Annotated in this window: 30 protein-coding genes and 2 pseudogenes; 15 read left to right on the top strand and 17 right to left on the bottom strand. The window is 61.6% G+C overall.

Going from position 1 to position 24,725, the window contains the following annotated elements; all coding sequences use genetic code 11:
• The first annotated feature begins 45 nt into the window (after positions 1-45).
• Together rimO and DXY03_RS04270 are read left to right on the top strand one after the other, a co-directional pair.
• Positions 46-1,422 (top strand): 30S ribosomal protein S12 methylthiotransferase RimO, encoded by a 1,377-nt coding sequence (rimO, locus tag DXY03_RS04275; protein ID WP_115009314.1) that lies wholly within the window; start codon positions 46-48, stop codon positions 1,420-1,422.
• The gene (locus tag DXY03_RS04270; protein ID WP_115009313.1) at positions 1,419-2,642 is read left to right on the top strand and encodes an MFS transporter; all 1,224 of its coding nucleotides are present in this window, start codon (positions 1,419-1,421) and stop codon (positions 2,640-2,642) included. Before rimO ends, DXY03_RS04270 begins: the two co-directional genes overlap by 4 nt.
• On the opposite strand, the gene DXY03_RS04265 is transcribed toward DXY03_RS04270, so the two are convergent.
• From DXY03_RS04265 to DXY03_RS04245, 5 genes are all read right to left on the bottom strand, one after another.
• Positions 2,635-2,727 carry a hypothetical protein gene (locus DXY03_RS04265; RefSeq protein WP_011365270.1) on the bottom strand — a complete coding sequence of 31 codons (93 nt, stop codon included), beginning with the start codon at positions 2,725-2,727 and terminating at the stop codon, positions 2,635-2,637. The two genes, DXY03_RS04270 and DXY03_RS04265, sit on opposite strands and share 8 nt — an antisense overlap.
• 102 nt (positions 2,728-2,829) lie before the next feature.
• Positions 2,830-3,237 (bottom strand): DUF4346 domain-containing protein, encoded by a 408-nt coding sequence (locus tag DXY03_RS04260; RefSeq protein WP_170951317.1) that lies wholly within the window; start codon positions 3,235-3,237, stop codon positions 2,830-2,832.
• 9 nt (positions 3,238-3,246) lie between these two features.
• Complete coding sequence (locus tag DXY03_RS04255) at positions 3,247-4,422, bottom strand: GNAT family N-acetyltransferase (protein ID WP_115009312.1); 1,176 nt, start codon at positions 4,420-4,422, stop codon at positions 3,247-3,249.
• 33 nt (positions 4,423-4,455) lie between these two features.
• Complete coding sequence (locus DXY03_RS04250) at positions 4,456-5,133, bottom strand: dihydrofolate reductase family protein (RefSeq protein WP_115009311.1); 678 nt, start codon at positions 5,131-5,133, stop codon at positions 4,456-4,458.
• 11 nt (positions 5,134-5,144) lie between these two features.
• Positions 5,145-6,065 (bottom strand): 6-carboxytetrahydropterin synthase, encoded by a 921-nt coding sequence (locus DXY03_RS04245; protein WP_115009310.1) that lies wholly within the window; start codon positions 6,063-6,065, stop codon positions 5,145-5,147.
• A 51-nt stretch (positions 6,066-6,116) separates the two neighbouring features.
• Between DXY03_RS04245 and DXY03_RS04240 the strand changes: the two genes are divergently transcribed.
• Positions 6,117-6,692, top strand: a complete 576-nt coding sequence (locus tag DXY03_RS04240) for a shikimate kinase (protein ID WP_115009309.1) — start codon at positions 6,117-6,119, stop codon at positions 6,690-6,692.
• 3 nt (positions 6,693-6,695) lie between these two features.
• Here the strand turns inward: DXY03_RS04240 and DXY03_RS04235 are convergent, their stop codons facing one another.
• Positions 6,696-6,959, bottom strand: coding sequence for a chlororespiratory reduction protein 7 (locus tag DXY03_RS04235; RefSeq protein WP_115009308.1), 264 nt, complete (start codon positions 6,957-6,959; stop codon positions 6,696-6,698).
• On the opposite strand from DXY03_RS04235, the gene DXY03_RS04230 reads away from it, so the two are divergent.
• On the top strand, positions 6,958-7,635 hold the full coding sequence (locus DXY03_RS04230; protein ID WP_115009307.1) for a DUF6816 family protein: 678 nt from the start codon (positions 6,958-6,960) through the stop codon (positions 7,633-7,635). The two genes, DXY03_RS04235 and DXY03_RS04230, sit on opposite strands and share 2 nt — an antisense overlap.
• Here the strand turns inward: DXY03_RS04230 and DXY03_RS04225 are convergent.
• Positions 7,601-8,326 carry a glutathione S-transferase family protein gene (locus DXY03_RS04225; protein ID WP_115009321.1) on the bottom strand — a complete coding sequence of 242 codons (726 nt, stop codon included), beginning with the start codon at positions 8,324-8,326 and terminating at the stop codon, positions 7,601-7,603. The two genes, DXY03_RS04230 and DXY03_RS04225, sit on opposite strands and share 35 nt — an antisense overlap.
• Positions 8,327-8,385: 59 nt before the next feature.
• On the opposite strand from DXY03_RS04225, the gene DXY03_RS04220 reads away from it, so the two are divergent.
• The 5 genes from DXY03_RS04220 to DXY03_RS04200 all read left to right on the top strand — a co-directional run bounded on the left by DXY03_RS04220 (position 8,386) and on the right by DXY03_RS04200 (position 12,658).
• Positions 8,386-8,592, top strand: coding sequence for a DUF751 family protein (locus DXY03_RS04220; protein WP_006850467.1), 207 nt, complete (start codon positions 8,386-8,388; stop codon positions 8,590-8,592).
• On the top strand, positions 8,592-9,014 hold the full coding sequence (gene rbfA, locus DXY03_RS04215) for a 30S ribosome-binding factor RbfA (protein ID WP_115009306.1): 423 nt from the start codon (positions 8,592-8,594) through the stop codon (positions 9,012-9,014). Before DXY03_RS04220 ends, rbfA begins: the two co-directional genes overlap by 1 nt.
• Complete coding sequence (locus tag DXY03_RS04210) at positions 8,995-10,596, top strand: glycoside hydrolase family 3 N-terminal domain-containing protein (RefSeq protein WP_115009305.1); 1,602 nt, start codon at positions 8,995-8,997, stop codon at positions 10,594-10,596. Before rbfA ends, DXY03_RS04210 begins: the two co-directional genes overlap by 20 nt.
• A gap of 65 nt (positions 10,597-10,661) precedes the next feature.
• Entirely contained in the window at positions 10,662-11,864 is a 1,203-nt protein-coding gene (locus DXY03_RS04205; RefSeq protein ID WP_115009304.1) for a glycosyltransferase, read from the top strand.
• Positions 11,861-12,658: a uroporphyrinogen-III synthase gene (locus DXY03_RS04200; RefSeq protein WP_115009303.1), complete on the top strand. Its 798-nt coding sequence runs from the start codon at positions 11,861-11,863 to the stop codon at positions 12,656-12,658. Before DXY03_RS04205 ends, DXY03_RS04200 begins: the two co-directional genes overlap by 4 nt.
• Here the strand turns inward: DXY03_RS04200 and DXY03_RS12190 are convergent.
• From DXY03_RS12190 to zds, 4 genes are read right to left on the bottom strand one after another with little or no spacing between them, the layout of a single operon-like run.
• Entirely contained in the window at positions 12,634-12,807 is a 174-nt protein-coding gene (locus DXY03_RS12190) for a hypothetical protein (protein ID WP_170951973.1), read from the bottom strand. The genes DXY03_RS04200 and DXY03_RS12190 overlap by 25 nt on opposite strands.
• A 6-nt stretch (positions 12,808-12,813) precedes the next feature.
• Positions 12,814-13,140 (bottom strand): hypothetical protein, encoded by a 327-nt coding sequence (locus DXY03_RS04195; RefSeq protein ID WP_115009302.1) that lies wholly within the window; start codon positions 13,138-13,140, stop codon positions 12,814-12,816.
• Positions 13,115-13,552, bottom strand: coding sequence for an SRPBCC family protein (locus DXY03_RS04190; protein ID WP_115009301.1), 438 nt, complete (start codon positions 13,550-13,552; stop codon positions 13,115-13,117). The genes DXY03_RS04195 and DXY03_RS04190 overlap by 26 nt, the downstream gene beginning before the upstream one ends.
• Complete coding sequence (gene zds / locus DXY03_RS04185; RefSeq protein ID WP_115009300.1) at positions 13,552-15,018, bottom strand: 9,9'-di-cis-zeta-carotene desaturase; 1,467 nt, start codon at positions 15,016-15,018, stop codon at positions 13,552-13,554. Before zds ends, DXY03_RS04190 begins: the two co-directional genes overlap by 1 nt.
• A 70-nt stretch (positions 15,019-15,088) precedes the next feature.
• Here zds and DXY03_RS04180 point away from each other — a divergent pair, with 70 nt between their 5' ends.
• From DXY03_RS04180 to DXY03_RS04165, 5 genes and pseudogenes are all read left to right on the top strand, one after another.
• Positions 15,089-15,481, top strand: coding sequence for an iron-sulfur cluster assembly accessory protein (locus DXY03_RS04180; RefSeq protein WP_115009299.1), 393 nt, complete (start codon positions 15,089-15,091; stop codon positions 15,479-15,481).
• A 49-nt stretch (positions 15,482-15,530) separates the two neighbouring features.
• Complete coding sequence (locus DXY03_RS04175; protein WP_115009298.1) at positions 15,531-15,950, top strand: hypothetical protein; 420 nt, start codon at positions 15,531-15,533, stop codon at positions 15,948-15,950.
• Between the two features lie 46 nt (positions 15,951-15,996).
• Positions 15,997-16,164: a hypothetical protein gene (locus DXY03_RS12185; protein ID WP_170951972.1), complete on the top strand. Its 168-nt coding sequence runs from the start codon at positions 15,997-15,999 to the stop codon at positions 16,162-16,164.
• A gap of 14 nt (positions 16,165-16,178) precedes the next feature.
• Positions 16,179-17,348 (top strand): annotated as a pseudogene (locus DXY03_RS04170) (lipid-A-disaccharide synthase-related protein).
• A complete protein-coding gene (locus DXY03_RS04165) occupies positions 17,345-17,617 on the top strand; it encodes a hypothetical protein (RefSeq protein ID WP_115009297.1) in 273 nt (90 codons plus the stop codon). The pseudogene DXY03_RS04170 and the gene DXY03_RS04165 overlap by 4 nt, the downstream one beginning before the upstream one ends.
• Here the strand turns inward: DXY03_RS04165 and DXY03_RS04160 are convergent.
• Complete coding sequence (locus DXY03_RS04160; protein ID WP_115009296.1) at positions 17,565-18,494, bottom strand: TIGR01777 family oxidoreductase; 930 nt, start codon at positions 18,492-18,494, stop codon at positions 17,565-17,567. The genes DXY03_RS04165 and DXY03_RS04160 overlap by 53 nt on opposite strands.
• An 82-nt stretch (positions 18,495-18,576) precedes the next feature.
• Here DXY03_RS04160 and DXY03_RS04155 point away from each other — a divergent pair, with 82 nt between their 5' ends.
• Positions 18,577-18,831 carry an NAD(P)H-quinone oxidoreductase subunit O gene (locus DXY03_RS04155; RefSeq protein WP_115009295.1) on the top strand — a complete coding sequence of 85 codons (255 nt, stop codon included), beginning with the start codon at positions 18,577-18,579 and terminating at the stop codon, positions 18,829-18,831.
• A 222-nt stretch (positions 18,832-19,053) separates the two neighbouring features.
• On the opposite strand, the gene DXY03_RS04150 is transcribed toward DXY03_RS04155, so the two are convergent.
• The 5 genes and pseudogenes from DXY03_RS04150 to DXY03_RS12810 form a co-directional block, all read right to left on the bottom strand.
• Entirely contained in the window at positions 19,054-19,722 is a 669-nt protein-coding gene (locus DXY03_RS04150; RefSeq protein WP_115009294.1) for a J domain-containing protein, read from the bottom strand.
• Positions 19,719-20,687, bottom strand: a complete 969-nt coding sequence (cysK, locus tag DXY03_RS04145; protein ID WP_115009293.1) for a cysteine synthase A — start codon at positions 20,685-20,687, stop codon at positions 19,719-19,721. The genes DXY03_RS04150 and cysK overlap by 4 nt, the downstream gene beginning before the upstream one ends.
• A gap of 112 nt (positions 20,688-20,799) precedes the next feature.
• Complete coding sequence (locus DXY03_RS04140; RefSeq protein ID WP_115009292.1) at positions 20,800-22,287, bottom strand: iron uptake porin; 1,488 nt, start codon at positions 22,285-22,287, stop codon at positions 20,800-20,802.
• 219 nt (positions 22,288-22,506) lie between these two features.
• Entirely contained in the window at positions 22,507-23,979 is a 1,473-nt protein-coding gene (locus tag DXY03_RS04135; RefSeq protein WP_115009291.1) for an iron uptake porin, read from the bottom strand.
• A gap of 675 nt (positions 23,980-24,654) precedes the next feature.
• Positions 24,655-24,725 (bottom strand): annotated as a pseudogene (locus DXY03_RS12810) (photosystem II protein D2); the annotation flags it as partial.

Here is a 24,725-nt window from a genome sequence, read left to right as displayed (position 1 = left end):
GATCAGGCCGCTTCGTAGGCTGATCTTTGGCCTGCCGGCGACGTGATGACCAGCACCCCGACGAAACCGACGGTCGCCTTCGCCCACCTGGGCTGCGAGAAGAATCGGGTGGACACCGAACACATGGTGGGGCTGCTGGCGGAAGCGGGCTACGGCGTCAGCACCGATGAACGGGATGCCGCCGTTGTGGTGGTGAACACCTGCAGCTTCATCCAGGACGCCCGCGAAGAATCGGTGCGCACCCTGGTGGGACTGGCGGAACAGGGCAAGGAATTGATCATCGCGGGATGCCTGGCCCAACATTTCCAGGAGGAGTTGCTGGAGTCGATCCCCGAGGCCAAAGCCATCGTGGGAACCGGCGACTACCAGCACATCGTGGATGTGTTGCAGCGGGTGGAAGCGGGGGAGCGGGTGAACCAGGTGAGCGCCGTTCCCACCTTTGTGGGTGACGAACACCTGCCACGCCAACGGACCACCGACCAGGCGGTGGCCTTCCTCAAGGTGGCCGAGGGCTGCGACTACCGCTGCGCCTTCTGCATCATTCCCAAGCTGCGAGGGGATCAGCGCAGTCGGCCGATCGAATCCATCGTGGCTGAAGCCCACCAACTGGCGGAACAGGGGGTGCAGGAGCTGATCCTGATCAGCCAGATCACCACCAACTACGGCCTTGACCTCTACGGCAAACCCAAGCTGGCGGAACTGCTGCGAGCCCTTGGCGACGTGGAGATCCCCTGGATCCGGGTCCACTACGCCTATCCCACCGGGCTGACCCCAGACGTGCTGGCGGCCTACCGGGAGGTGCCCAATGTGGTGCCTTATCTGGATCTGCCGTTGCAGCACAGCCATCCGGAGGTGCTGCGGGCGATGAACCGCCCCTGGCAGGCGGATGTGAACGACCGCCTGCTGGATCAGATCCGCGACCAACTCCCCGATGCGGTGCTGCGCACCACGTTGATCGTGGGGTTCCCCGGCGAAACAGAGGAGCACTTCCAGCACCTGATGGGCTTCCTCGAGCGCCAACGCTTCGATCATGTGGGGGTGTTCACCTTCTCTCCGGAGGACGGCACAGCAGCGGCGGACCTGCCCGATCGCGTCGATCCCGAGGTGGCCCAAACCCGCAAGGATGCCCTGATGGCTCTGCAACAACCCATTTCTGAGGAACGCAACAGCCGCTGGGTGGGGCGCACTGTTGACGTGCTGATCGAACAGCACAACCCGCAAACGGGCGAAATGATCGGGCGCTGCGCCCGCTTTGCGCCCGAAGTGGATGGTGAAGTGCGGGTGCAACCCGGCGCCGATGGTCAACAGGCCGCGCCGGGAAGCCTGGTGCCGGTGGAGATCACAGGGGCTGACATCTACGACCTCAGCGGGAGGATTGTTGGTGCCCGCGCCATGGTGGCCGCAGCGAAACGCCAGCGTTGACCCTTCTCAAACTGCGGACCGAGCAGCAACGCCAACTTTTTCTGATCGCCTCCGGCGTGAGCACGGCTGGGTCCTTCGCCGGCATCACCGCCAAGGGCTGGATTCTGATGCAAGAGGGCGTGGACCCCTTCGTGCTGGCGTTGAACTTCGCCGCTCTTTCACTTCCAAGCTTGCTGGTGAGTGGTCCAGCGGGGGTGCGCACCGACCGGGTGGGCTGTGAACGGGTGCTGGTGCAGGCGCAATGGGCACTGCTGACTGCCTCTGGACTGGGGGCCCTAGCGATCCCCCTGTTGGAGGGCACAGCCCAGGTGCTGCTCCTGCTCTGCAGCACCCTTTTGGTGGGCATCGCCGGCGCCTATGAGTTAACGGCGCGCAACAAGTACTGCTCGATCCTGGTGGAGCAGCCGGAACAGCTGGCGGGCTACCTCACCAGCTTTTCGGTGGTCTTCAACGTGGGCAAGCTGGTCGGCCCCCCGATCGGCGGGTTGTTGCTGGCGGCCACTGGCCCGGCCTGGGCCCTGGGCATTGATGCGGCCAGCTACCTGCTGCCAATCGCCAGTGTGATGTTCTTGCTCAACCCGAATCGGGATCAGGAAGTGCGCAGCAGCAGCGGGCAAGACGCCAGCCTGCTCAACGCCTGGCACCACTGCGGTGGCACCCTTCAAGGGGTGCTCAGCTTCACCGCTGTCCTGTGTCTGATCGGGTTTTATCACCCGGGACTGGCCCCGTTGATCGCCTTCGATCAACTGGGACCCAATCCCACGGATCTGGGGCTGTTCACCAGCGTGCTGGCGGGCGGGAGCATCGTGGGCGGGCTGGTGCTGCAACGCAACAGCCAACGCTTCTGCCGGCGCCCTTTCCTCACTCTCGGAGGGTTTGGCTTGATTACCGCAGTGGCCCAGCTGGGAATGGCCCGTAGTCCAGGGCCTGTGTTCAGTCTGGCCATGGCCTTTCTGATCGGAGCTGGCACAGCCGGGCTGCTGAGCAGCTGCAACCTAATTAGTCAGATCGGCTCACCTCAGGTGATGCGAGGCCGGATGGCTGGGCTCAGCCAAATCGCCTTCCTGGGCGGAGGCGGGCTGAGTGGATTGATCGTTGCCCTGATGGTGATGTTCACCACTCTCTCCACGGCTTTCGCAGTCACGGGTGGTCTCAGCGCTGCAGTGGCTTTGCTCTGGATACGAAAGCGAGGAGCGCAGACATTGGAACCGCTCAGATGAGCTTGATTCCCTTCAGCAGCTTGGTGAGCACAAAAGCCGTGACAAGGCCGGAACCAACCAGGCCGAGATAGATGCCAACGCCCATTTGGAAGTCAGGAGGTCCCCACCATTAGATCAGACACCGGCATGGGTTTAGGCCATTGCTCTTAGGGTTTGTGAACAGCTGAAACTGCAGCCGGTCTGATCCTCAGTCCTGCACATACACCGTGCCGTCACGCAGGCACTGCTCAGCCTTCTGCAACTCCCTTCCCAAATAAAGGGCATGGTCGAGGCGACTGACCGGGTGTGGGGCTTCCCCTTCCGTGAGCTGGATGCCCAGCTGTTTGGCCGTACTGCCGCGGTAAACCGCTGAAGGGCGCCGAGGAGCATTGCCCCCGTCGCAGCGCAACACCTCACCGGTCTCGGAATCTCGGGCCAACCCCTTGTCATCGATGGTGTTGCCGTAGTGCTCAAGCACCAATTCGGCCGCATCACGATCCAGTTTGATCAAGAAATAGCCACTGGGATCCAGAGCGATGAACCGCTGGGACAGGCGCTGATCGAGAGCATCCATCGCCGCAGCGGTTGATGCCGGTGCTTCCGGGGTTGTGGTCATGACTTCAACCTACAAAGCCAAGGCCGGAGGTTCTGCTTTGAAGGGCAGCTCCGAATTGATCGCCTCGATCTCCTCCAGCATCAAGCCATTCCCCTTGGGCAACCACGCACGGATCAACTGATCCATCTGGGGCTGATACCAGCGGTGCAGGCTGGCGTGGGGACGGGCCACAAAGCCTCGCCGGCGTTTATGGCTGCCACCGGCTCCAGGGTCAAAGCTGACGATGCCGTTGGCCAAGGCCCATTCGATCGGAGAGTAGTAACAGACTTCGAAGTGAAGACAATCGATCTCCTCGTTGCTGCCCCAGTAGCGGCCCCAGAGCTGTCGGCCGTCCTGCACGCACATCGACATCGCCACCGGATCGCGCGGGTCACCTCGATGGGCAGAAAAAAGCACCAGCTGATCGCGGTGCAGCCGCGCCAACGCTTCAAAGAAGCCCTCTTCCAGGTACTTGCTCCCCCATGGTCCCCAGCGAGCACAGTGCTGCTCGTAGAAGCGATGCATGGATTGCAACAGCGGCAGATCCAGCTGGTCGCCGCTGAGGGGTGTCACGGTGATCCCGGCCTTGGCCACAGCCTTGCGTTCCCGCTTGATGTTGCGGCGCTGGTTGGCATTGAAACCCTTGAGGTAATCCTCAAACGTCTGGTCGTCGCCGCGGCTCCACAGGCTCTGCTGGTTCAGCCAGGCGGCACAGCCGGCGTCCTCCGCCAGGGTCCGCCACTGCGGATCCACGTAGAGGAAATTGCAGCTGAGGATGCCGTTCTGTTCGCAGAAGCGATCGATCGCCCGCAGCAACTCCCGGGTGAGCAGAGCTTCATCTTCTCCAGATCGCACATGGAAGCGGTAACCCAGCACTGGGCTGAACGGACTCATGCCCAGGAGCTTGGGGTAGTAGCGGAGCCCCAGATCCGCCGCCAGCCGGGCAAAGGTCTGGTCGAACACAAACTCGCCATAGCTGTGGCCCTTGAGAAACAGCGGAGCCACCGCAATCGGGATGTCATTACGCCAGAGGGCCAGATGCAGGGGCTGCCAGCCCTGCTCGGGGATGATGCTTCCGGAGCTTTCCAAGGCCTCCAGCCAACTCCAGCGGTAGAAGGGGATCGCTGCGTCTCCAACCAGGCTGTTCCACTGCTGCTCCGGTATTTCGTTGATGGAGCGATGCCAGCGAGCCGTGAGTGACGTCATGGCGACGGTGCCTTAGGCCCTTGTGCGACGACCTTAACCAGATCGGATCCGTCGGTAGCGAACCAGCCACTCACCGTCTCCGATGTCCTCAGCACCTTCGGACTGCCAAGCACCCGGTTGCGCCAAGGCAGCTGGCAACGGCGCATTGGTGCAAGGCAACCAACTGAAGCGGCCGCCCAAGAGCTGGGGCACCAAGGTGAGCTGGAGGGCATCGACGCAATCGGCTTGCAACAGATCGGCGCTGAGCTGGGCGCCACCCAGAAGCACCAGACGCTGAATCCCAGCCGCTCCAAGCGCCTGGAGCCGCTCCGGCCAGGTTGGAGCCAAAGGGAACCAACGATCAAAACCTTGATCCACAGGTTCAGGAGCCAGCAGCCAACGTTGCAGCGGCTGATTAAAAAACCGCCAGGCGCTTGAGAAGTCAGGGGATCGGCTCACCACCACAGCGGCCGGCTGCTCGGTTCGCCCCTCGCTTCGGCGTTGCTCAAGCAGCTGAGGGCTGCGGATCAAGCAGGTGCACTGATGGGCCCGCAGGGTTCCGGCACCGATCAGGCAGGCATCCCCCCAGGCAAGCGCATGCTCCAGGGCGCGACGGTCACCCTCACCCCCCAGCTGGGCAGCACCCCCTACCGGCGGTGCCAAGCGACCATCAAGGCTGATGGCCAGCACCAACCGCACGAAAGGGCGTGATGGAGCGGAGCGTCGGGGCATCAAGCCGTCGATCAGACGGCAGCCACGGCATCAAGAGCAGCTGGGGACATCTCCAGTTGCGGTGCTTCGGCGTACACCTCGGCTGCATTGTTCGGGCTCTCCTGCAGGCGCACCTTGTGCAAGCTGGCGCCGATGGCCTTGATCGGACTGGAAAGACGATCAGCGATGTGCAGGGCAATGTTCTCAGCCGTGGGCACGCACTCCTCGAAGAAGGGCACGTCCTTGTTGAGGAAAGTGTGGTCGAAGGGCTCGACTACCAGATCATCAACCAGACGCTGCAAGGCAGACAGGTCGCAGACCATGCCGGTGCGGGGATCGATCTGACCGCGCACAGTCACGTCCACCAAGTAGTTGTGGCCATGGCCATGGGGACGGGCGCACTTGCCGTAGATCGCTTCGTTCTCTTCCTGACTGAGTTCCGGACGGGCCAGTCGGTGAGCGGCGGCGAAGTGGGTGCGGATGGTGAGGAAGGCGTCCATGGGATGTCCGAGGTAGTCGGCCCAAAGGCCCGGTTGTTCGTAGAGGCGCAGCGCCGTGATCGGCAGATGGGGGCTGAGGCGCTGCCAGATCACCCGCACCAGGGCCTCGGTGGTGGGGAGGCACCCTTCAGGGGTAGCAACGTCAAATTCCGGCCAGGCCTCATTGAGGAAGCGGAAATCGAGCTGGCCAGTCACCTCGTTGCGGATGGCGTGCTTCACCTCCGAGAGGTTGAGCACCATGCCGTCGGCGTCCAGACCACCAGCCATGGAGACAATCAACTCGTAGTTGTGCCCATGGCCAGGAGCCAAAGCGCAGGGCCCGAAGCGGGCGGCGTTGTCATCGGCAGACAGTTCTGGCAGCCAATAGCGATGGCTGGCACTGAAACAGGCCCTCCTGGTGATGACACAACCACGACCTTGGCCGTGCCGTGCTTGTGACTTCGTTTCAGTCATGTGACGTTCCGGCCGCGAGGCATCCTAATGAGCTATTGCCGTTTCCGAGTCATGGCGGATTCCACCCCCACCCTCAAGCAGCGTCTTGCCGGGCGCAGCATCTATCTGGTGGGAATGATGGGCAGCGGCAAGACGAGCACGGGCCGCCCCCTGGCCGAACGCCTGGGCTATGGCTTTGTGGATGCCGATGCCGTGATCGAACAGGCGGCGGGCTGCAGCATCCCGGACATCTTTGATCGGGATGGCGAAGCGGGCTTCCGCAGCCTGGAGAGCCAGGTGCTCAGTGCGATCAGTCAGCGCCACTCGCTGGTGGTGGCCACAGGTGGCGGTGTGGTGACCCAGCCGGAGAACTGGGGAATGCTCCACAGCGGCATCGTGATCTGGCTCGATGTGGTGCCCGATCAATTGCTGCAGCGGCTGAACGCCGACAGCACCGTGCGCCCGTTGCTGCAAACCGCCGATCCAGAGGCGGCTCTGAACGCACTGTTGAACGAGCGTCGTCCCCTCTATGCCGAGGCCGATCTGACGGTGGTGATCAACGACGAAACCCCAGAGGCCGTGGCCGACGGAATCCTGCAACTGGTGCCAAGCCTGCTGAAGGATCCGACCCAACGCCGAACCGACTGAATCTCAAGCGGTGGGCGGCTCCAACCGCACCGCAAACCACTGCAAGGTCACCCCGGGGCTGATCTCCAGATCACAGGCCGTATCGATCAACCGCTGCGCCGCTGCATCGACATCCGGTTGATCTGCCAGATCGGCCGGCAACTGATCGAGGCTGCGCAACCAACCGCTCAGCCATGTCAACGTGTCGGCAGCGCTGAGCAGCTGCTCCGGCTTGCCGGGCTCCAGCACCACATAGTCATCAAGGGCACGGATCAGGGGATCAGACATGGAACGGCGGTTGTGGATGCTGCTGATCAGCCTCACCATCCTGCTCAGTGGCGGCCCCGCCTGGGCCCAGACAGGTCTTGAGCAGCGGTTGAACAACTGGCCCGACTGGAGCCTGCCGGCACCGTTGCCGCGGCCCTCAAATCGGGACGACCTGATTTACCCCGACTGGTTTGCCGGGCTTTGGCAGGTGGAGAGCATTGATCTCGATGCCCCAGACGATCCACCGCTGCTGCATCAAGCACGATTTCAAGCCGACCAGCGCGGTCGACTTGTGGGCGATCGCAGCTTCAACGCCACGGCCATCGGTCGTGCCCTGCTTGGCGAGCAACTGCTGAAGGTGGAAGAAGACCCCGATTCCGCCAACCGCCAGATTGCCCGACTCAAGGGAGATCTCTATCTCGAGACCACGGTGACGGGCCGCCGCCAGGAGAGCCCGAGCACCGACATCTTCCTGGCCGATGAATTGGTGTTGCAGATCCTGCATGCGCCCGGACCGCCGCGGCTGAGCCGAATCGAAACCCTGAGCCGCTACAACCGCTGCGGTAAGGACATCTGCGCCGAGCAATGGCAAGGGCGCTACTCCTCGCCGGGCGAGAGCCTGCGAGATCAGGCCATCGCCCACCACCACTACCGATTGCGCTTCACACCTCTTCCAGGGTCCGCTCCATCAATTTGAGTTCGATCTGGTCGCGCCACTGGAACAGGGGCTGCAGTTTGGGGTGATCGCTCAGCCCAGGCACACCTTTACCGGCCAGGGCTGCTCCCGCCGAAGAGGGGAAGCGCAGCAACGACAACTGAGCGGCAACGGCGATGTCGGCAATGGTCATGCTGTCCCCCACCAACCAAGGGCTGGTCTGCACGGATGAGGCCAACTGCTCCAGGCTGGCCAGCAGCTCGGCGCGCTCCTTCTGGTTGACCAGTTCGGTGATGTTGCTGACCCAACCGCCAGGGATCACGCCCATCACCGAACGCACGGGGTCGGGCAGATCGTCGGGCAGCAGAGCAACCCGAAGCTCGGGGTCCAGTGCCGCGGCCTGCACCAAAGAGGAGCGACCCGCCATGGCCAGGGTGGTATCGGCCCAGTCCTCCAGCAGATGCACCTGGGCAGCCTGGCGCGGATCGGTGGGAATCAGTGCAGGCTCCGGCTCCCGCTGATCCAGATGCAGCGCGATGGCGCTGGAGTCGGCAATGACCTGATCCCCATCCACCAGCACGGGCACCTGCCGTTGGCCAGACAGCCGGAACACAGCCACCTGGCCGACACCGGGGGGCACCTCCACGGTGCGGAAACTCAGCCCCTTGGCCTGCAACACCATCCGCACCTTGAGACAAAACGCGGAATGGCGGAATTGATGCAGATCCAACATGTCCAAAACAGCCATGGGCCCGGCAGAGTAGCCAGCAGATTTGCAAGCACGCCAGAACCATGCGGGAGTTTTTCCTCAACGTCTCCCGTTACCCCCGTTACTTGATCGCCTTCACCCTCGGGGTGATGAACTCCGTCGCCGAACCGCTGGCCGCACGCCGGAGCAATCCCGTCACGGCTGTGGCCTTGATCGGCGCCTTGATCAGCGGTGGAATCAGCCTCACCTTGGTGCTGCGTGCCATGGTGAATTCAGCACCGATGGCGTGATGGCACAGGGGCGTCGAGTGGAGAGGGTGGCCGCCCTGATCCGCAAAGAAGTCAGCGAACTGTTGATCAACGGCATCCGTGATGAACGGGTGCACCAAGGCATGGTGAGCATCACCGAAGTGGAAGTGTCCGGCGATCTGCAGCACTGCAAGATCTTCGTGAGCGTGTTTGGGGAAGCTCAGGAACGCGACCAGGTGCTCGAGGGGCTTCAAGCTGCCAGCGGCTTCCTGCGGGGAGAACTGGGGCGTCGGCTGCAGATGCGACGCGCCCCCGAAGTGGTGTTCCAGCTGGATCGGGGTCTGGAACGCGGCACCTCAGTGCTTGGACTGCTGAATCGCCTCGAAGACGAACGGCAGCAGCGGGGCGAAATTCCACCCGGGAGTGATCAACAGCCAGGCAGTGATGAACAGCCGGCCCGCTAAAAGCCTGCGGCGCCGCGTAGCGGAACTGCTGGTGATGCGGGCCAGTGGTCATCTGAGCGACCAGCAGCGTCGCTACCCGCAGTGGGAGCTTCCAAACAGAGAACTGCAGCGCCTGCTGCGGGACGGTGTTGGTGGCGTGATCCTGCTGGGGGGCAGCGCTGTTGAGCTGCAACAACGCACCCAGCAACTGCAGGGCTGGAGTGAGCAGCGGTTGCTGGTCTGCGCGGACGTTGAAGAAGGCGTTGGCCAGCGCTTCGAAGGGGCCAGCTGGCTGGTGCCGCCCCTGGCCCTCGGGCGACTCCACCAGCGGGAGCCCGAGCTGGCCTTGGATTTGAGTGAGCGCTATGGCCGCTGCACCGGCGAACAGGCCCGCCGCTGTGGCCTGAACTGGGTCTTGGGGCCGGTGTGCGACGTCAACAACAACCCCGCCAACCCTGTGATCAATGTGCGGGCCTGGGGCGAGGATTCCAAGACTGCCAGTGCCCTGGCGGTGGCGTTCCAGCGGGGGCTCAAGCAAGCGGGGGTGCTCGGATGCGCCAAGCACTTTCCCGGCCATGGCGACACCACCAGCGACTCCCATCTGGACCTACCGGTGCTGCCCCACAGCCGCGAACGGCTGGAGCAGATCGAACTTCCGCCCTTTCAGGCCGCCATTACTGCCGGTGTGGAGAGCGTGATGACGGCCCATCTGGTGCTGCCGGAATTGGATCCGCAGCAGCCCGCCACCCTCTCCAAAGCCGTGATCACCGATTTGCTGCGGCGCCAGATGAGGTTCAACGGTCTGGTGGTAACCGATGCCCTTGTGATGGAAGCGATCAGCGCACGGCACGGCGCCGCCGAAGCAGCTGTGCTGGCCTTTGAAGCCGGGGCCGACCTGATCCTGATGCCGGCGGATGCGGATGCCGCCATCGATGGTCTCTGCGACGGTTTCAGCAGTGGAAGGCTGTGCCTCGAGCGGTTGGACGAGAGCCTGCAGCGCCGGGCCCACGCCCTGGCATCAATCCCCACCAGCACAGCCACTGGTCCGATCGTCAGCGCAGACGAGCAAGCCCTTGAGGCTGAGCTGGTGCGCCACAGCATCACGGTCGGCGAGGCAAAGGTTCTTCCACAAGAAGGAATCAACCTGGTGCGCGTGGATGCCATGGTGCCCAGCGCAGCCGCCCTCAGCGGCTGGTCCCCGGCGCTGCGCACTCCTGAAGCACAAGGATTTCGCTCAATCGTGCTTCATGGCGAAGGGCTATCGCCCTGGAGCGGCCAAGCGGATGCGCCCCTGGCGATGGACCGCCTCGGCGATGGAGCGGTGCTGCTGCAGCTGTTCCTGCGGGGCAACCCCTTCCGCGCCGGACGGGATGCCCAAGAACCCTGGGCCGCAGCGATCAAGCAACTGATCGCTCTCAACCGGCTGGTCGGAGTCGTGGTCTACGGCAGCCCTTACCTCTGGGACAGCCTGAAGCCCCTTCTGCCCAGCAGTTGCCCTGCCGCCTATTCCGCCGGCCAAATGCAGGAAGCCCAACGCCAAGTACTCACCGAACTGTTCCCCAGCGCGACGCCGACCGGCAACAGCGGTGCGTTCACCGACTGACCACCACCAACCAACCGCACTGGCCAACCGCACTTAACCTCGCGCCAACCTCAAGCCGGCCGGCCATGCTCAGCCTCTCGATGATCGTGCGCGATGAAGAGGCGCGTCTCGGGGAGTGCCTGTGCTCCGTGCAGGGCTTCGCCGACGAGATGGTGGTGGTGGACACCGGCTCCACCGATGCGACGGTGGCCATCGCCGAAGCGGCCGGAGCCCGGGTTGAGCAGATTCCCTGGCCGGGGGACTTCGCCCCAGCCCGCAACCAGGCCCTGGAGTTTCTCAACGGCGACTGGGTGCTGGTGCTGGACGCCGATGAACAACTGCGCCCCGAGGCCATCCCAGCCCTGAAGGCGTTGATGGCCCAGCCCGATGTGCTGGTGATCAACCTGCTGCGCTACGAGGTGGGGGCTGCCATGGCGCCCTATTCCAGCGTCAGTCGTCTGTTCCGCCGCCACCCAGCGATCCGGTGGAGCCGGCCGTACCACTCGATGATCGACGACAGCGTTCGCACCCTGCTGGACGCCGAACCCCGATGGCGCATCGCCGATTGCAGTGAGCCGGCAATCCTCCATGACGGCTACCGACCGGAACTGCTGGCGGGCAGCGACAAGGCCGATCGGCTGCGGCAGGCCATGGAGGCTGATCTGCAGGAGCGTCCCGGTGATCCCTACGCCAGCGCCAAGCTCGGGGGGCTGTTGATCAGTGAGGGCAAGAACGAAGACGCCATTCCCTTGCTGGAAAACGGCCTGAAGCAGTGCGGTTTAGCCGGTGCCGAACGGTATGAATTGCTGCTGCACCTGGGATTGGCCCTGACCCCCAGTGATCCCGACAAGGCGGTGAACTGCTACCGACAAGCCCTGGAGATTCCCTTGGACACTCGGGTGAGTCTTGGAGCCCGCCTCAACCTGGCGGCTCGACTGATGGACCAGGGCAACCTGGAGGAAGCGATCAGCCTCACCCAAACCGCCGCCCAGCGGGCACCTGAAGTGGCCCTCTCCTGGTACAACCTGGGGCTGATGCAGCGGAGGCGCGGCGACCTCGCCGCGGCCTTGGAGGCCTACGGGCGCGCCCTCAGCCTGGATCCCAACAACGCTGAGTGCCATCAGAACAATGCCGTGGCCCAGTTGTTGGGCGGCAACATCGACGCCGCACGCGGCAGCTTCATCCGCGCCATCAACCTGCTTCAGGCTCAGGGAAACGCTGACGCTGCTAATCAGCTGCGCGAAAGGGTGGAGGGGGTTGTGAAACTGGACGGGGAGGCTGTCTCTTGAGCCAGCCCTTGCAAAGCCGAACGGTGGTTGTCACCCGCGCGGCCGACCAACTGGGAGCCGCGCGCCAGCTGCTGGAGCAGCGGGGGGCGACGGTGCTGGATCTCCCTGCCCTGGTGATCGGACCACCCGACCACTGGGGTCCTCTGGATGACGCCCTCGAGGACTTGGAGAGCTTTCACTGGCTGGTGTTCTCCAGTGCCAATGGCGTGCAGGCCGTGGAACAGCGGCTGCAACGCCTTGGCCGTTGCCTGGCCAGACGCCCCGCCAGTCTCAAGATTGCCGCGGTGGGCCGCAAAACGGCGCAGGTGCTGGACGACCTTGGGGCGGCCACTGATTTCGTGCCTCCGAGCTTCGTGGCCGACAGCTTGATCGATCACTTCCCGGTGTCGGGCTGGGGGCTCAAGATGCTCCTTCCACGGGTGCAAAGCGGTGGTCGCACCCTGCTGGCGGACGCCTTCGGTGAAGCCGGGGTGCGTGTGGTGGAAGTGGCGGCCTACGAGTCGGGCTGCCCTGCCACGATGCCGGAGCCAACAGCGACCGCCCTGGAGGAAGGTGACGTTGATGCCATCGCCTTCAGCAGCGGGAAGACAGCGGAGCACACCGCGCAGCTGCTGGAAAAGCGCTTCGGCCCAGGCTGGGCTGAACGTTTGGAGGAAGTGAAGCTGGTTTCAATCGGCCCCCAGACCAGTCGCAGCTGCCGCCAATGCTTCGGCCGGGTGGATGCCGAGGCCGACCCCCACGATCTCGAAGGGTTAGCCGAAGCCTGCGCTCAGGCGATGCAGAAGGGATCCTGAGGTTCATCGTTCAGCGCGAAGCGAATGCAACCGCGCGCCACATCGATACTGAGCACCGACCATCCAGTAGGCAGCAACAGCGGAGCATCCGCGCCGCAGCGGCCCTCTGCGCCCACACAGATCACACCGCTGCCGTTGGGGGTGGTCACGATGGCTCATTTCTGATCTCCCACCAACAAAACGCCAGTCAGGGCGAGGCCAGTCGCGGGATCCTGAGCATCCGCAGCCTCCACACCAACAAGAGGAGCAAAGGGATCCGCCCGGCCGCCGGGGTCAGCCTGCTGCACCTCCTCAGCCGAAGGCAGAGGAGTCAAGCCAATCGGTGGGGCCGGCGGCGGTGACGTTTCCGGCAGCGGCACAGGTTTCACTGGAACGGGAAGCAGTGCCGTAGCCGTTGGCGTTTCACCACCACAGCCCCCCACGACCACCAACACAGCAAAGGGGGCAAGCCAGTGCTTAGCCGCCTGCTTCCACCAGGTCACGGAAACGGTCAAGATTCGCCTGGAGCTCCTTGGTCACGATGCCCCCCAGGATGCTGGGTTCCATGAGTGGTGCCAAGACCCGCGGCAATTCGTAGGTCACACTCAACTTGACCACAGTGCGGTCGTCGGCTTCGGGGTAAAAGCGCACGGCGCCCTTGGTGGGCAGGCCACCCACTGATTCCCAGTGCAGTTGCTGGGCTTCAACCCGCTGGGTGATCCGGGCCTTCCAGCTGAAGCGGAAGCCCTGTGCCGCCAAGGTCCAATCGGTGAGATCAGGGTCGTCGAGGGGCTTGACCGACTCAATCCAGCGCATCCAACGGGGCATCGCCTCGAGATCACTCCAGACCTCCCAGACCTTGGCGGCCGGGGCCTGCACCTCGGAGGTGACCGTGTGTTCCAGCCAGCGTCCCATCAGGCCACCGCCGCGTTGGTGGCCAGCTTCACCGGCTGATCGAGGATGGCCGCTGCCGCCAGATGACCGCTCATCGTGGCCCCCTCCATCGAATCGATGTAGTCCTGGCGGGTGTAGCTGCCGGCCAGGAAGAAATTAGGGATCGGCGTGCGCTGCTCAGGGCGGTAAGGCTCCATGCCCGGGGCTTCGCGATACAACGACTGAGCCAGCTTCACCACGTTGCTCCAGGTGAGCTTGAGGTTGCGGGCCGAGGGGAACAGCTCGCGCACCTGACGGTCGGTGTGGGCCACAATCTCATCCACCGATTTGGGAATCCAAGGATCACCAGGGGTGAGCACGCATTGGAGCAGAGAGCCCTCTCCCTCCTTGCGGTAATCCTCAGGACTGGCCAGGGCCAGATCGGCAAAACAGCTGAAATCGGCATCAGCCGTATACAGCAGGTTGTTGAGCCCCGTGGGTGTCGCTACGTCCCGGCGCTGGGCTTCCTGGGCATCACCGAGCTCGGTCACCCAGCCGTCGTAGCGGAGCTGGACGGTGGCCACGGGTACGGCCTCCAGCTGATGAATCGCCTTGAACTGGGGATAACGGTTCCAGGCCTCGGGCAGCAGCTTCTGAATCCCGGGCACATCACAAGCGGCCAGATAGGCATCAGCCTCAACACGAATGTCTCCTTCGGGCGTGCCCAACTGCAGGCCAGTGATCTCGGGAGAGGCACCCTCGCTGAAGTCCACCTGCTTCACCCGGTGACGCAGATGCAACTTGCCTCCACGCTGCTGGATGTAATCGAGGATCGGACCCGTGAGCCAGCGGTGGGGTGATCCTTTGAGCAGATTGAGCTTGGAGGCTTCCGTCTTGGCCGCAAACATCATGAAGATGGTGAGCATGCAGCGGGCGGAGATGGCCTCGCAGTCGATGAAGCCCAGGGCATAGGCAATGGGATTCCACATCCGCCGGATGCTTTCGGGACTGCCGCCATGGCCGACAAACCAATCCTGAAAACTGACGGAGTCGAGGGCTCGGATGGTGCGCATCGCCCCCTCGTAATCCACCAGGCCGCGCACGATCGGGCTGGTCCCCAGGGCCAGGGCATTGCGCAGCTTGTCGATCCAGCTGAGCTGCGGTGTGGTGAAGAACGCCTTGAGGCCGTTGAAGGGTGCGCCAATGGGGAAGCGGAAATCCAGCTCGCGCAGGTCGCCCCCTTTGTTCACGAACAGGTGTGTGTGCTGCTTGGGCAGGAGGTTCTCAAACGCTCCCACCTTGCGCATCAGGGCGAAGAGGTTGGCGTAGTTGAAGAAGAAAACGTGCAACCCCATCTCGATGTGATTGCCTCCCTCATCCACCCAGCTACCTACCTTGCCTCCCATGAAGGGACGGGCTTCATAGAGATTCACCTCATGGCCCGCATCCACGAGGTCCACTGCAGCGGAGAGGCCGGCGAGGCCGGAACCAACGATCGCGACCCGCACAAGATCTGGTCAACTATGGCGACTCTATGTATGAGCGTTCATAGAGTGAGAGCACGAGCCTGCGTTGACCATGACTTCCACCCCCGAGACCGCGCCGGCCCATACCGCCAAGGACGGCAAGGGCATCCTGATCACCGAACCGGCGATGCAGCAGCTGGCCAAGCTGTGTGGTGAACAGGGTGAGAACCAGGTGCTGCGCGTCGGGGTGCGGTCTGGGGGCTGCAGCGGCATGAGCTACACGATGGATTTCGTGCCCGCCTCAGACACCCTCGACGACGACGAGACCTACGAGTACATGGCGGCTGATGGTCAGAGCTTCCGGGTGATCTGTGATCCCAAAAGCCTGCTTTACATCTACGGAATGCAGCTGGACTTCAGCACTGCTCTGATCGGTGGTGGCTTCAACTTCACCAACCCCAACGCCAGCCAGACCTGTGGCTGCGGCAGTTCCTTCGCCGTGTGAGCGAAGCCACGTGGGAATCTGAGGTGAGATCACTGCCCTCTCCCCGTTGATGGAGACTTCCCAGGACAACCTGTTTGAGCAGGCCATGGCCCGATATCAGGACGGCGCAGCGGCCGAAGAGGTGCTCCCTGATTTCGCCCGCATCGTTGAAGCCGCTCCTCGCCAATCGGCGGGCTGGACCTGCCTCGCCTGGCTGCAGCTGCTTTGCGACCAACCGGAGGAGGCGCTGCGGTCGGCACGTTTCGCCGTGAGACTCAACGGCCAAGACCCCCAGGCCAGGATCAATCTGAGCCTGGCCTTGCTGGAAACCCAATCAAAAGGTGTGCGTGACCACATCCAGGTGGTCCAGCAGGTGATGACCCTGGCCCCAGAGGTGTCCGGCGAACTCAAGGCCTCGATCGCCGACGGGCTTGAGCGCAAACCCGGCTGGAAGGCCCTCGAAAAAGTGAAAGCCTGGCTTGAGCTCTGATCACAACGGACGCTCTGCATGACAGCTACTGCCTGACAAACACTGCATGACAGCCACCTGGACAATCACCCGTCTGCCGTCCCAGGTTCGCGTGCGGCCTCCAGCAGATCGTTCGACTCAACTGCGGCAGGAACGCCTGGCCAGCGAAGCGCGACGGTTGCAACTGGCCAGACGCGCCAACGGCATTCCGGATCCGAGCACCTGGATGTGGTGATGGGCAGCCCGGCGATGGCACGCATCCTGCTACTGAGCGATGGCCACGGCGAAGACCTCTCCGACGCCCTGCTGGCCCAGGAGCTTCAGCAGCAGGGCCATAACGTGCAAGCGCTTCCTCTGGTGGGCCTTGGCAGCGCCTACCAAAAAGCCGGGGTGCCACTGCTGGGACGCAGCCACGAATTCAGCACCGGCGGTATTGGCTACACCAGCCTTCGCGGCCGCCTCACCGAGATCGCTCAAGGGCAAGTGCTGTATCTGCTCCGACGCCTGATGCGTCTGATGCGGTACCGGCTTCGCTTCGATCTGATCCTGGTGGTGGGGGATGTGATCCCTGTGATCGCGGCATAGCTCAGCCAACGCCCGGTGGCGACCTACCTGGTGGCCTACTCCAGCCACTACGAAGGGACGCTGCGGCTCCCCTGGCCCTGCGCTGCTCTGTTGAAAAGCCGCCGCTTCAAAGCGGTGTACAGCCGCGATCAACGCACCGCCGAAGACCTCAGCAGACAACTGCAACGGCCGGTGACCTTCCTGGGCAATCCGTTCATGGATTCGGTGCTCACAGCGGCCACCCCGCCGCCCAGCAGAACGCCACGCATCGGTCTGCAGCCCGGCAGCCGCCGACCGGAACTGGAACAGAACCTTCAGCTGTTGCTGCGGCTGATCGAGCTGCTGCCCAACACAGTTTGCTGCAACGTGGATCTGGCCCTCGTGCCCAGCCTCGATGACGACAGCTTGCGGCGGCTGAGCGAACGATGCGGTTGGCACTTGAAGAACGGCGTGCTGGAACGTGAGGGGGCCCGGGGGATCAACGTTTGCCGCGGGGCCTTCCGTGCCGTGCTGCAACAGAGTGATCTGGTGATTGGCATGGCAGGCACCGCCATCTAGCAAGCCGTTGGCCTGGCCAAACCGGTGCTGGAGGTGCCTGGCCAAGGGCCTCAATTCACAGCAGCATTCGCTGAAGCCCAACGGCGCCTGCTCGGCCCCACGGTGTTCTGTGCCGACAGGGAGAGTGGCAGCCGTGAGGCTTTGGAGGGAACAGCGGAGCTGGCCATGGCTCTGCTGGATCGTGCGCGACGGGATCCTGACTTGCAACAGCAATGCAAAAAGGAGGCCAAATGGCGACTCTGGGACGCTGGTGGAGGCCCGAGAATGGCGACAGCCATTTGCTCACTGCTTGCATGAGTGCGCCGCCTGAACCGGCCTGGAAACGCTGGCTCGACCGCCTGCTGATGGGGAATGTGCTGCTGGTGTTCATCGGCGCCGGGGTCTTCGCCGTTGCCGTGGTGCAACAGGGGCAGGGCCATGACTGGCTGATGGACCAGGTTCAGCGGCTGTGGCAACCCCTGTTCGCCCCAGCCATCAGCCTGTTGATCATGGCGGCCCTGGTGAGCGGCATCTTCAGCTGGTGGCAGCGGCGAGTGCTGAAGCCAGATCGGGGTAGCGGAAGCTGAATTTCAGGCCGTCAAGCCGCTCCGAAGCAACCTGCTGGCCCTCCAACACCACCTTGGCGCCGTCCCCCAGAAGCACCTGAAGCACTGGAGCTGGCACCGGCAACAAACTGGGACGACCCAGGCTGCGTCCAAGCTGCTTGCAGAAAGCCGTCATCGAGACGGGTTCAGGAGCCACGGCATTGATCACACCACTCCAGCTCTCGTCCGAAAGGGATTGAAGGATCAGCGCGCAGAGGTCAGTGCGGTGGATCCAGCTCATCCACTGCCGGCCACTGCCGATCGGACCACCAAACCCTGTGCGGAACACCGGAAGCATTTTTCCGAGTGCACCGCCGTCGGCTGCAAGCACGATGCCGATCCGCAGGGTGACCTGCCGTACAGCGGAAGGCACCGCCTCAGCCGCCGCTTCCCAGCGCTCACACAAACTCGCAAGGAAGTCGTCGCCAGGGGTGCTCGATTCAAGAAAACGCTTGTCGAGGCTGGAGCCGTAGAAGCCGATGGCCGAGGCATTCACCAGCACCTTCGGTGGCGTTGTACAGGCCTCGATCGCGTTCACCAACAGAGAGGTCGTCTCCAAACGGCTGGTTTTTATCAGCTGCCGGTGGGTCGCGGTCCAACGCTTCTCGGCAATCGGTTCCCCCGCCAGGTTGACCACCGCATCAGCCTGGTTCAGGGCATCCAACAGCCCGGCGTCGGCCCAGGTGCTGCTGCTGGCGGGGTCGAACTGCATCCAGGTCAGTCGGCCATCTGCCCGTTCAGCGTCGTAGCCACGGGCCAAGCGGCGGCTGACCACCGTGAGCTGATGGCCGGCCTCAAGCAGGAGCGGAAGGAGCTCACGGCCAACAAAACCAGTGCAGCCAAACAGCAGCAGACGCATGAAAGCGGGGGTGGTGCGGCTGGGAGGCTAAGGGGGTTCGTGAGCGATTGGTTTTAGCCTGTTGTTATCACCAACCTCTGCCATGGCCGAATCCGACGCCGCTGCCCCCGCCAAGGCCAAGCCTGCTGCGCTGCGCAAAGGCGCCTTGGTCAAGGTGAAGAGAGCCGCCTACAGCGCCAGCCTTGAGGCTGGCGCAAGCGACCCCACGGCCCCTGATTACATCTTTGAAGGCCCCGGCGAGCTGCTGGTTGTGAAAGGGGACTACGGCCAGGTGCGCTGGAACCGTCCGGTGCCGGATGTATGGCTGAGGATGGATCAGCTGGAAGCCTGTTCCTGAACCGACGCATGATCCAAGTCCTGCTCCACCAGCTGACGGTTACTGAAACTCACGTTTTACTGGGCGGGATGAGCCGAATGTCTACCGAAATCAAACCACTGAGATTCTTTAGGTGGCAAAAAAGAGTCAACTTTTTCAAATCTCCCGCAGTAATGCGGTTTGCCCGGGGTGATACACGGACAGCAGGCTGCGCAATGCCTCCAAGTCCCTCACCTGCGTATTTCACACAATCTCCAACCGACGCCGTTCATCCTGCAGTCGCTTGCGACGCTGCTTCGCCTCCAGCAGCATCTCGCGACCATCGTGCAAGTAGCCATCCACGTAGCCCATGGTGTACCGCTCCAGCTCCACCAGAGCGTCTTCCACTTCTGACAGGCAGTGATAGAGACTCAGGCCGAAGCCACGGGCCGAGGCAGGCGTAGGCAACGACTGGAACAATTGCTTGACCTTGTCCATCCGCCGGCGGCTCGCCTCGAGATAGCTGCAGAACGCTTCCATCAACTCGTCGTCATAAGGATCAGCTGACAGTGCCTTGAGTTGCTTGGGGAAGGGATTGATCACCTCACCGAGCATTCGATCAATGGGGGCGTAAACCCGCCGCAGCCACTCCAGCAGGGCATCGTCCGCAGCTACAGCACGATCATGAGCACGGCTGGCTCGGCGCAGATCCGTCTGGGATGCAGCTCTAACAGGTTGAGGCCGCGATCGATCAAAAGCCCTACGACACTCGGCATCTCCAAGCACTTCCCAAGCGGCATTGAGGGCCAAAATCTTCTGATCATCACCGCCAGCATCGGGATGGTGCTGTTTCACCAGCTGACGGTATGCCGCTTTGATCTCAGCGTTGCTGGCGGTGCTGCTGACACCGAGAACTGCATACGGATCGCTCACAGCTGACCATCCCTCCGGGCTGGAAGCTGCGACGCGGCACTGAACATCGGAGTGGAAAGGTATCGCTCGCCATAGCTAGCCAAAATCACCACCACCCTTTTGCCAGCCATCGCAGGGTCCTGGCCCACCCGCAGGGCCGCTGCCATGGCCGCTCCACTGCTGACACCACAAAGCAAACCTTCCTCCTTGGCTAATCGGCGACCCACCTGCATCGCTTCCTCATCGCTCACTGTGAAGATCGAATCAATTCGTTCCAACTCCAACACCTCGGGTACAAAACCAGCCCCAATCCCCTGGATGCGATGAGCACCAGGCGGCTTCCCTGAAAGAACCGCACTGGCCTCAGGCTCAACAGCAATGACCTGGAGCTGCGGCTGACGCTGTTTCAGAAGACGGGCACAACCGGTGATCGTGCCGCCGGTGCCTACTCCGGCCACAAAGGCATCAATCTGGCCTTCGGTATCGCGCCAGATCTCCTCAGCTGTGGTGCGTTCATGCACAGCTGGATTGGCAGGATTATCGAATTGCTGCAGCAGATAGGCATTTGGAATCTCCGCAACCAACTGCTTCGCTAAAGCAATCGCCCCATTCATGCCCTGGGCACCATCGGTCAGCTGTAGCTCGGCGCCGTAGGCCCTCAGCATGGCCCGACGCTCGGTACTCATCGTATCGGGCATGGTGAGAATCAACCGGTAACCACGGGCGGCGGCCACCATGGCCAGGGCGATCCCGGTGTTACCACTGGTGGGTTCCACCAAAACTGTTCGGCCGGGAACAATCGTGCCGTCCTGCTCCGACTCCAGCACCATGGCGCTGGCAATGCGGTCTTTAACAGAGGCTGACGGGTTAAAACTCTCCAATTTGGCCAGAATTTCAGCCTGACAAGCACAGGCCTTAGGAAGCCGGTTTAACCGCACCAGGGGCGTGCCACCAATCAAGGCTGTGATGTCAGGAGCAATGCTCATTGCTGCAGCTTGCCCGCAGATGGGCAATAAAAAAAGCCCTCCACAGTGTGAGGGCTATGTGAGTGTGTAAGGAGAGGCGTTCTGAAGGCCCAACAAAAGTCAGGCCAAGGGATCAGAACTTGAACACTGTCTGGACAACACCACCAAACTGAGAATCGTCTGCAGCGCCCTGAGTTTGTTCAGGCAAGTAGAAGACAGCAGGGATAACTGTGAAACGACCCATCTTCAGCTTGAGAGCTGCTTCCCAGGCGATTTCTGCAGCTTCGGGGTCATTACCCGCTTGGTTGACAACATAATTCGGAGCCCCGAAAGCGACTGCAAAGGCGTGCTTGCTATCGAGAACTTTGTCCCACTGGAATCCAACCATCCAAGACGCAGTGCTCTCGACAGCTACGCCTTCGTAGTTAGAGAATCCATAGCCAGCGCTAATAGAAGGAATCGCGCCAGTCTCTTCAGGCTTCCAGAAACCGTTGATTGCGAAATTGTTCGAATCAACATTTAGCCCTTGAATGGCTGAGCAGGCTGCTCCGCCAGCGAGTCCGGTTCCCTGTGAAGAACCACATTGGCCGTAGCGGTAGGCGAATGCAGCACCCCATTTCTTAGTGCCGTAACCAATTTGAGTAAGGACAGAACCTTCGCTCTCACCAGTGAGGATGCCAGCATCTGACTCATCACCTTCTTCGGCGACGTAGCTCAAGGAAGCACTCAGGCGAGGCTCACCCTTCTCAACAGATTGCTTCCAAGCAGCACCAACAAGAGAACCTGTTGACTTGTTGTAGACGTTGCCAGCACCAAACTGACCGCCGAACATATTCAGGGTCTTAACTGTGTAAGCGGTGGGCTTCATACCCAGGATCTCAGTGTTGCGTGCCAATGGGCCAACAACTGCGGTGATCTCGTCGCTAACAGGGAACTTGTAGTAGAGACGGTCCAACTCAAGGGTGTCGCCATCCTTACCGGCTGTATCAAGCTTGGTCAGGCCCTCGGCAAAGACATCCCCGTCGTTATTGCCAACGCGGATACGCGTAAACAGTAAGTCCTCTCCAGTAAAGGAGGTTTTCAGACCAATGCGTGTGTCGTACTGGAAAGTAACGGCCTCACCGCCAGTAGCAGGAGCGCCTTCAGAATCGACTGCACCCAAAATGAAGGTGGATTTGCCCTTGAGCTTGGTGGTGGTGGAGAACTGAGTTGCTTTTAGTTCGCCAACCTTGGCTTCCAGGCCGTCAACGCGACCCTTGAGAATGGCCAGCTCGGATTCGAACTCAGCCATGAGGCGACGCAGCTCGTCGGTCACTTCGGTGACGCGGTCGAGGCAAGCGTTCAGGATGGCAGCCGCTTCGTAGCGGGTCATGGCACGGTTGCCACGAAAGGTGCCGTTGGGGTAACCGGCAACGCAGCCGTAGGTCTCAACCAGACCAGCCAGAGCCTGATAGGCCCAGTCGGTGGGGTAGACGTCGGAGAATTGGGAGACGCTGGTGACCTGATCAGCGGAAGCCGCGTAATCAGAAACACCATTGATGTTGAGCTCGGCGGCATTGACGCCGGTGGCCAGAAGGCCAAGGACAGCAGGAGCCACCAGCATTTGCTGGAAAAGCTTCATGGAATTCCTCACACACAAGAGAATTGCCGGCAAAACATGCCAACGATTAGACGCTATTCGCGCGACATCACTCCTGAGATAAGGACCATTGAAAAAATGTTTAGGTGTCGGTTAAGACCATTTTTTTGAGAGTAAAAAAGCTCCCCACCGAATCGGAGGGGAGCAACTTTACAGAACTGATAAAGCTTGAGGACTCCGTAGGAGACCTCAAAAAATGGATCAGAACTTGAAGGTGGTCTTCACGACGCCACCGAAGGCATCATCGGTACCACCGTTATCAGAGATGGTGAAGACTGCCGGAGTGATCGTGATGTTGTCGGTCACAGGCATTGAGTAGAACAGTTCCCACAGAGTGGAAGTGTCACCATCAGCTGTGGCGTTAGGAGTCACACCGATAGCAGTTCCGAGGGAATTGCCAGCGATGAAAGCATCAGACCACTCGACACCGACGTACCAAGCGCTGAGGTCATCAGCGTCGTCTGTGTCATTACTGACAGAGTAGCCAGTGCTGATCGAAGGCATGATGCCGGAATCAGCAGGCTTCCAAGCAGCAGCTGCACTCCAGTTGGTGCTGTTGGGGATACCAGCGGGGCCGGCCATGGTGAAGCCGATACCACGGTTAACGGCATAGCCGAGCTGAGCAAGGAAGTTGCCGTCGCCGAACTCACCGTCGTAGAAGAGCTGCCAGCTCGAGGTGAAGGTGGATTCGTTGGTAAGGATGCCACCGTTGCTTTGGTCGCCGTTAGTGGCAACGTAGTTACCACTGAAGGAGAAGCCGCTGTCACCAATGGTGTAAACAGCACCCAGACCAGAACCAGTTCCACCAAGCTGGTTGGTGCTCCAAGCACCGCCATAGGTGAAGAAGTCCAGCATCAAGTCAGCTGGGTAGAAGGTGGCATAACCGGCATACATGCCAGGGTCGTCAGTACGAACGACAGGACCAGCCGTGACGGTCAGATCATCACCAACAGGGAAGGTGTAGAAGAGACGACCAACATTGACAGAGCCAGTGCCGTTTGCGCCTTCATAACCAGTCTCCAGGAAGGAGAGACCGCCACCGAAAGCAGATGTGGAGTTGGCGTCACCATCACCAAAGTTGCCTGCACGGAGAACCGTGGTCAGCATGTCTTCGCCAGTGAAAGAAGTCTTCAGCGCGAGGCGAAGATCGTAGTTGGCGGTCAGTGCTGAACCAACGTTGTTGGTAGCAGGGTTGGTGTTATCAACAGCACCAAGGGTCCAAGCGGTGTAGCCCTTCAGCTTGGTGGTGGTGGAGAACTGAGTTGCTTCCAGTTCGCCAACTTTGGCTTCGAGGCCGTCAACGCGACCCTTGAGGATGGCCAGCTCGGATTCGAACTCAGCCATGAGGCGACGCAGCTCGTCGGTCACTTCGGTGACGCGGTCGAGGCAAGCGTTCAGGATGGCAGCCGCTTCGTAGCGGGTCATGGCACGGTTGCCACGAAAGGTGCCGTTGGGGTAACCGGCAACGCAGCCGTAGGTCTCAACCAGACCAGCCAGAGCCTGATAGGCCCAGTCGGTGGGGTAGACGTCGGAGAATTGGGAGACGCTGGTGACCTGATCAGCGGAAGCCGCGTAATCAGAAACACCATTGATGTTGAGCTCGGCGGCATTAACGCCGGTGGCCAGAAGGCCAAGGGCGGCGGGAGCCACCAGCATTTGCTGGAAAAGCTTCATGGAATTCCTCACACAGGAAAGTAGGCGCAACTACGCCATTGCTCGATTTTGAGGGGCATCAATGCATTCACCCACTCAGCTTGTGACGGTGCATACATCGACATGTAGCGGTAGATACCATTTTTCGCTCAAAACCTGAGCTCCAAAACGATGCCCCCACCCAGAAACCTGGACGGGGGCTCTCGCCGGGCACGCTTTTGCCGCGAAACCGGATGATCAATCAGAATGCGCCGTTCAGCCGGCGTTCTCCGCGATCAGCAGGCCCTTGATCAAAGAACTGGAAATCATGGACACCTCCTCCTGAAGGATTGTGAATACTGGCGACGCCTTCGAAGTTGTGAGCCCATTCGAAAGAATTCACTCACTTCTTCACGCCGCTGCATCCTGGACAACAGGACCATACAGACTTTTAAGTCGATGAGTGGCATCTACCCGTTCGGCCTCAGCATGCAAAACGACTCCTGAGTTCCCATCACAGGCCTTTTCCGCTGCCAACCTGCCCCTGATCTCTCTAAGGGATCTCCTGCAGAGCCGCGATCAAAAGAATGTCTCTCCGAGGATCCTCGTGACTAGCGCAACAGCTTCGAACTCACCTTGTACTTAGGCGCTTTTCAAGAAAAAGCCAAACCAAAAAAAAACCGCCCTATTGGGCGGTAAAAAGCAACAAACTTGAAATCAGAGGGCATTGCCGCGGGGCAGAACCTCTTCAGGGAAGACGAAGTTTTCGTGCGGCTGGTCAGCCGGTG

Origin of the sequence: Synechococcus sp. N5 (assembly GCF_900473925.1) — a bacterium.
Taxonomy (GTDB): Bacteria; Cyanobacteriota; Cyanobacteriia; order PCC-6307; family Cyanobiaceae; genus Parasynechococcus.
The sequence above is the reverse complement of the archived record's forward strand: the minus strand, read 5'-3'. Positions and strand labels throughout refer to the sequence as shown.

Coding starts and splice junctions, on each gene's coding strand:
- rimO (WP_115009314.1), top strand. CDS start 46: ATGACCAGCACCCCGACGAAACCGACGGTCGCCTTCGCCCACCTGGGC.
- DXY03_RS04265 (WP_011365270.1), bottom strand. CDS start 2,727: ATGGGCGTTGGCATCTATCTCGGCCTGGTTGGTTCCGGCCTTGTCACG.
- DXY03_RS04260 (WP_170951317.1), bottom strand. CDS start 3,237: ATGACCACAACCCCGGAAGCACCGGCATCAACCGCTGCGGCGATGGAT.
- DXY03_RS04255 (WP_115009312.1), bottom strand. CDS start 4,422: ATGACGTCACTCACGGCTCGCTGGCATCGCTCCATCAACGAAATACCG.
- DXY03_RS04250 (WP_115009311.1), bottom strand. CDS start 5,133: ATGCCCCGACGCTCCGCTCCATCACGCCCTTTCGTGCGGTTGGTGCTG.
- DXY03_RS04245 (WP_115009310.1), bottom strand. CDS start 6,065: ATGACTGAAACGAAGTCACAAGCACGGCACGGCCAAGGTCGTGGTTGT.
- DXY03_RS04240 (WP_115009309.1), top strand. CDS start 6,117: ATGGCGGATTCCACCCCCACCCTCAAGCAGCGTCTTGCCGGGCGCAGC.
- DXY03_RS04230 (WP_115009307.1), top strand. CDS start 6,958: ATGGAACGGCGGTTGTGGATGCTGCTGATCAGCCTCACCATCCTGCTC.
- DXY03_RS04235 (WP_115009308.1), bottom strand. CDS start 6,959: ATGTCTGATCCCCTGATCCGTGCCCTTGATGACTATGTGGTGCTGGAG.
- DXY03_RS04225 (WP_115009321.1), bottom strand. CDS start 8,326: ATGTTGGATCTGCATCAATTCCGCCATTCCGCGTTTTGTCTCAAGGTG.
- DXY03_RS04220 (WP_006850467.1), top strand. CDS start 8,386: ATGCGGGAGTTTTTCCTCAACGTCTCCCGTTACCCCCGTTACTTGATC.
- rbfA (WP_115009306.1), top strand. CDS start 8,592: ATGGCACAGGGGCGTCGAGTGGAGAGGGTGGCCGCCCTGATCCGCAAA.
- DXY03_RS04210 (WP_115009305.1), top strand. CDS start 8,995: ATGAACAGCCGGCCCGCTAAAAGCCTGCGGCGCCGCGTAGCGGAACTG.
- DXY03_RS04205 (WP_115009304.1), top strand. CDS start 10,662: ATGCTCAGCCTCTCGATGATCGTGCGCGATGAAGAGGCGCGTCTCGGG.
- DXY03_RS04190 (WP_115009301.1), bottom strand. CDS start 13,552: ATGGGACGCTGGCTGGAACACACGGTCACCTCCGAGGTGCAGGCCCCG.
- DXY03_RS04180 (WP_115009299.1), top strand. CDS start 15,089: ATGACTTCCACCCCCGAGACCGCGCCGGCCCATACCGCCAAGGACGGC.
- DXY03_RS04175 (WP_115009298.1), top strand. CDS start 15,531: ATGGAGACTTCCCAGGACAACCTGTTTGAGCAGGCCATGGCCCGATAT.
- DXY03_RS12185 (WP_170951972.1), top strand. CDS start 15,997: ATGACAGCCACCTGGACAATCACCCGTCTGCCGTCCCAGGTTCGCGTG.
- DXY03_RS04165 (WP_115009297.1), top strand. CDS start 17,345: ATGAGTGCGCCGCCTGAACCGGCCTGGAAACGCTGGCTCGACCGCCTG.
- DXY03_RS04160 (WP_115009296.1), bottom strand. CDS start 18,494: ATGCGTCTGCTGCTGTTTGGCTGCACTGGTTTTGTTGGCCGTGAGCTC.
- DXY03_RS04155 (WP_115009295.1), top strand. CDS start 18,577: ATGGCCGAATCCGACGCCGCTGCCCCCGCCAAGGCCAAGCCTGCTGCG.
- cysK (WP_115009293.1), bottom strand. CDS start 20,687: ATGAGCATTGCTCCTGACATCACAGCCTTGATTGGTGGCACGCCCCTG.
- DXY03_RS04140 (WP_115009292.1), bottom strand. CDS start 22,287: ATGAAGCTTTTCCAGCAAATGCTGGTGGCTCCTGCTGTCCTTGGCCTT.
- DXY03_RS04135 (WP_115009291.1), bottom strand. CDS start 23,979: ATGAAGCTTTTCCAGCAAATGCTGGTGGCTCCCGCCGCCCTTGGCCTT.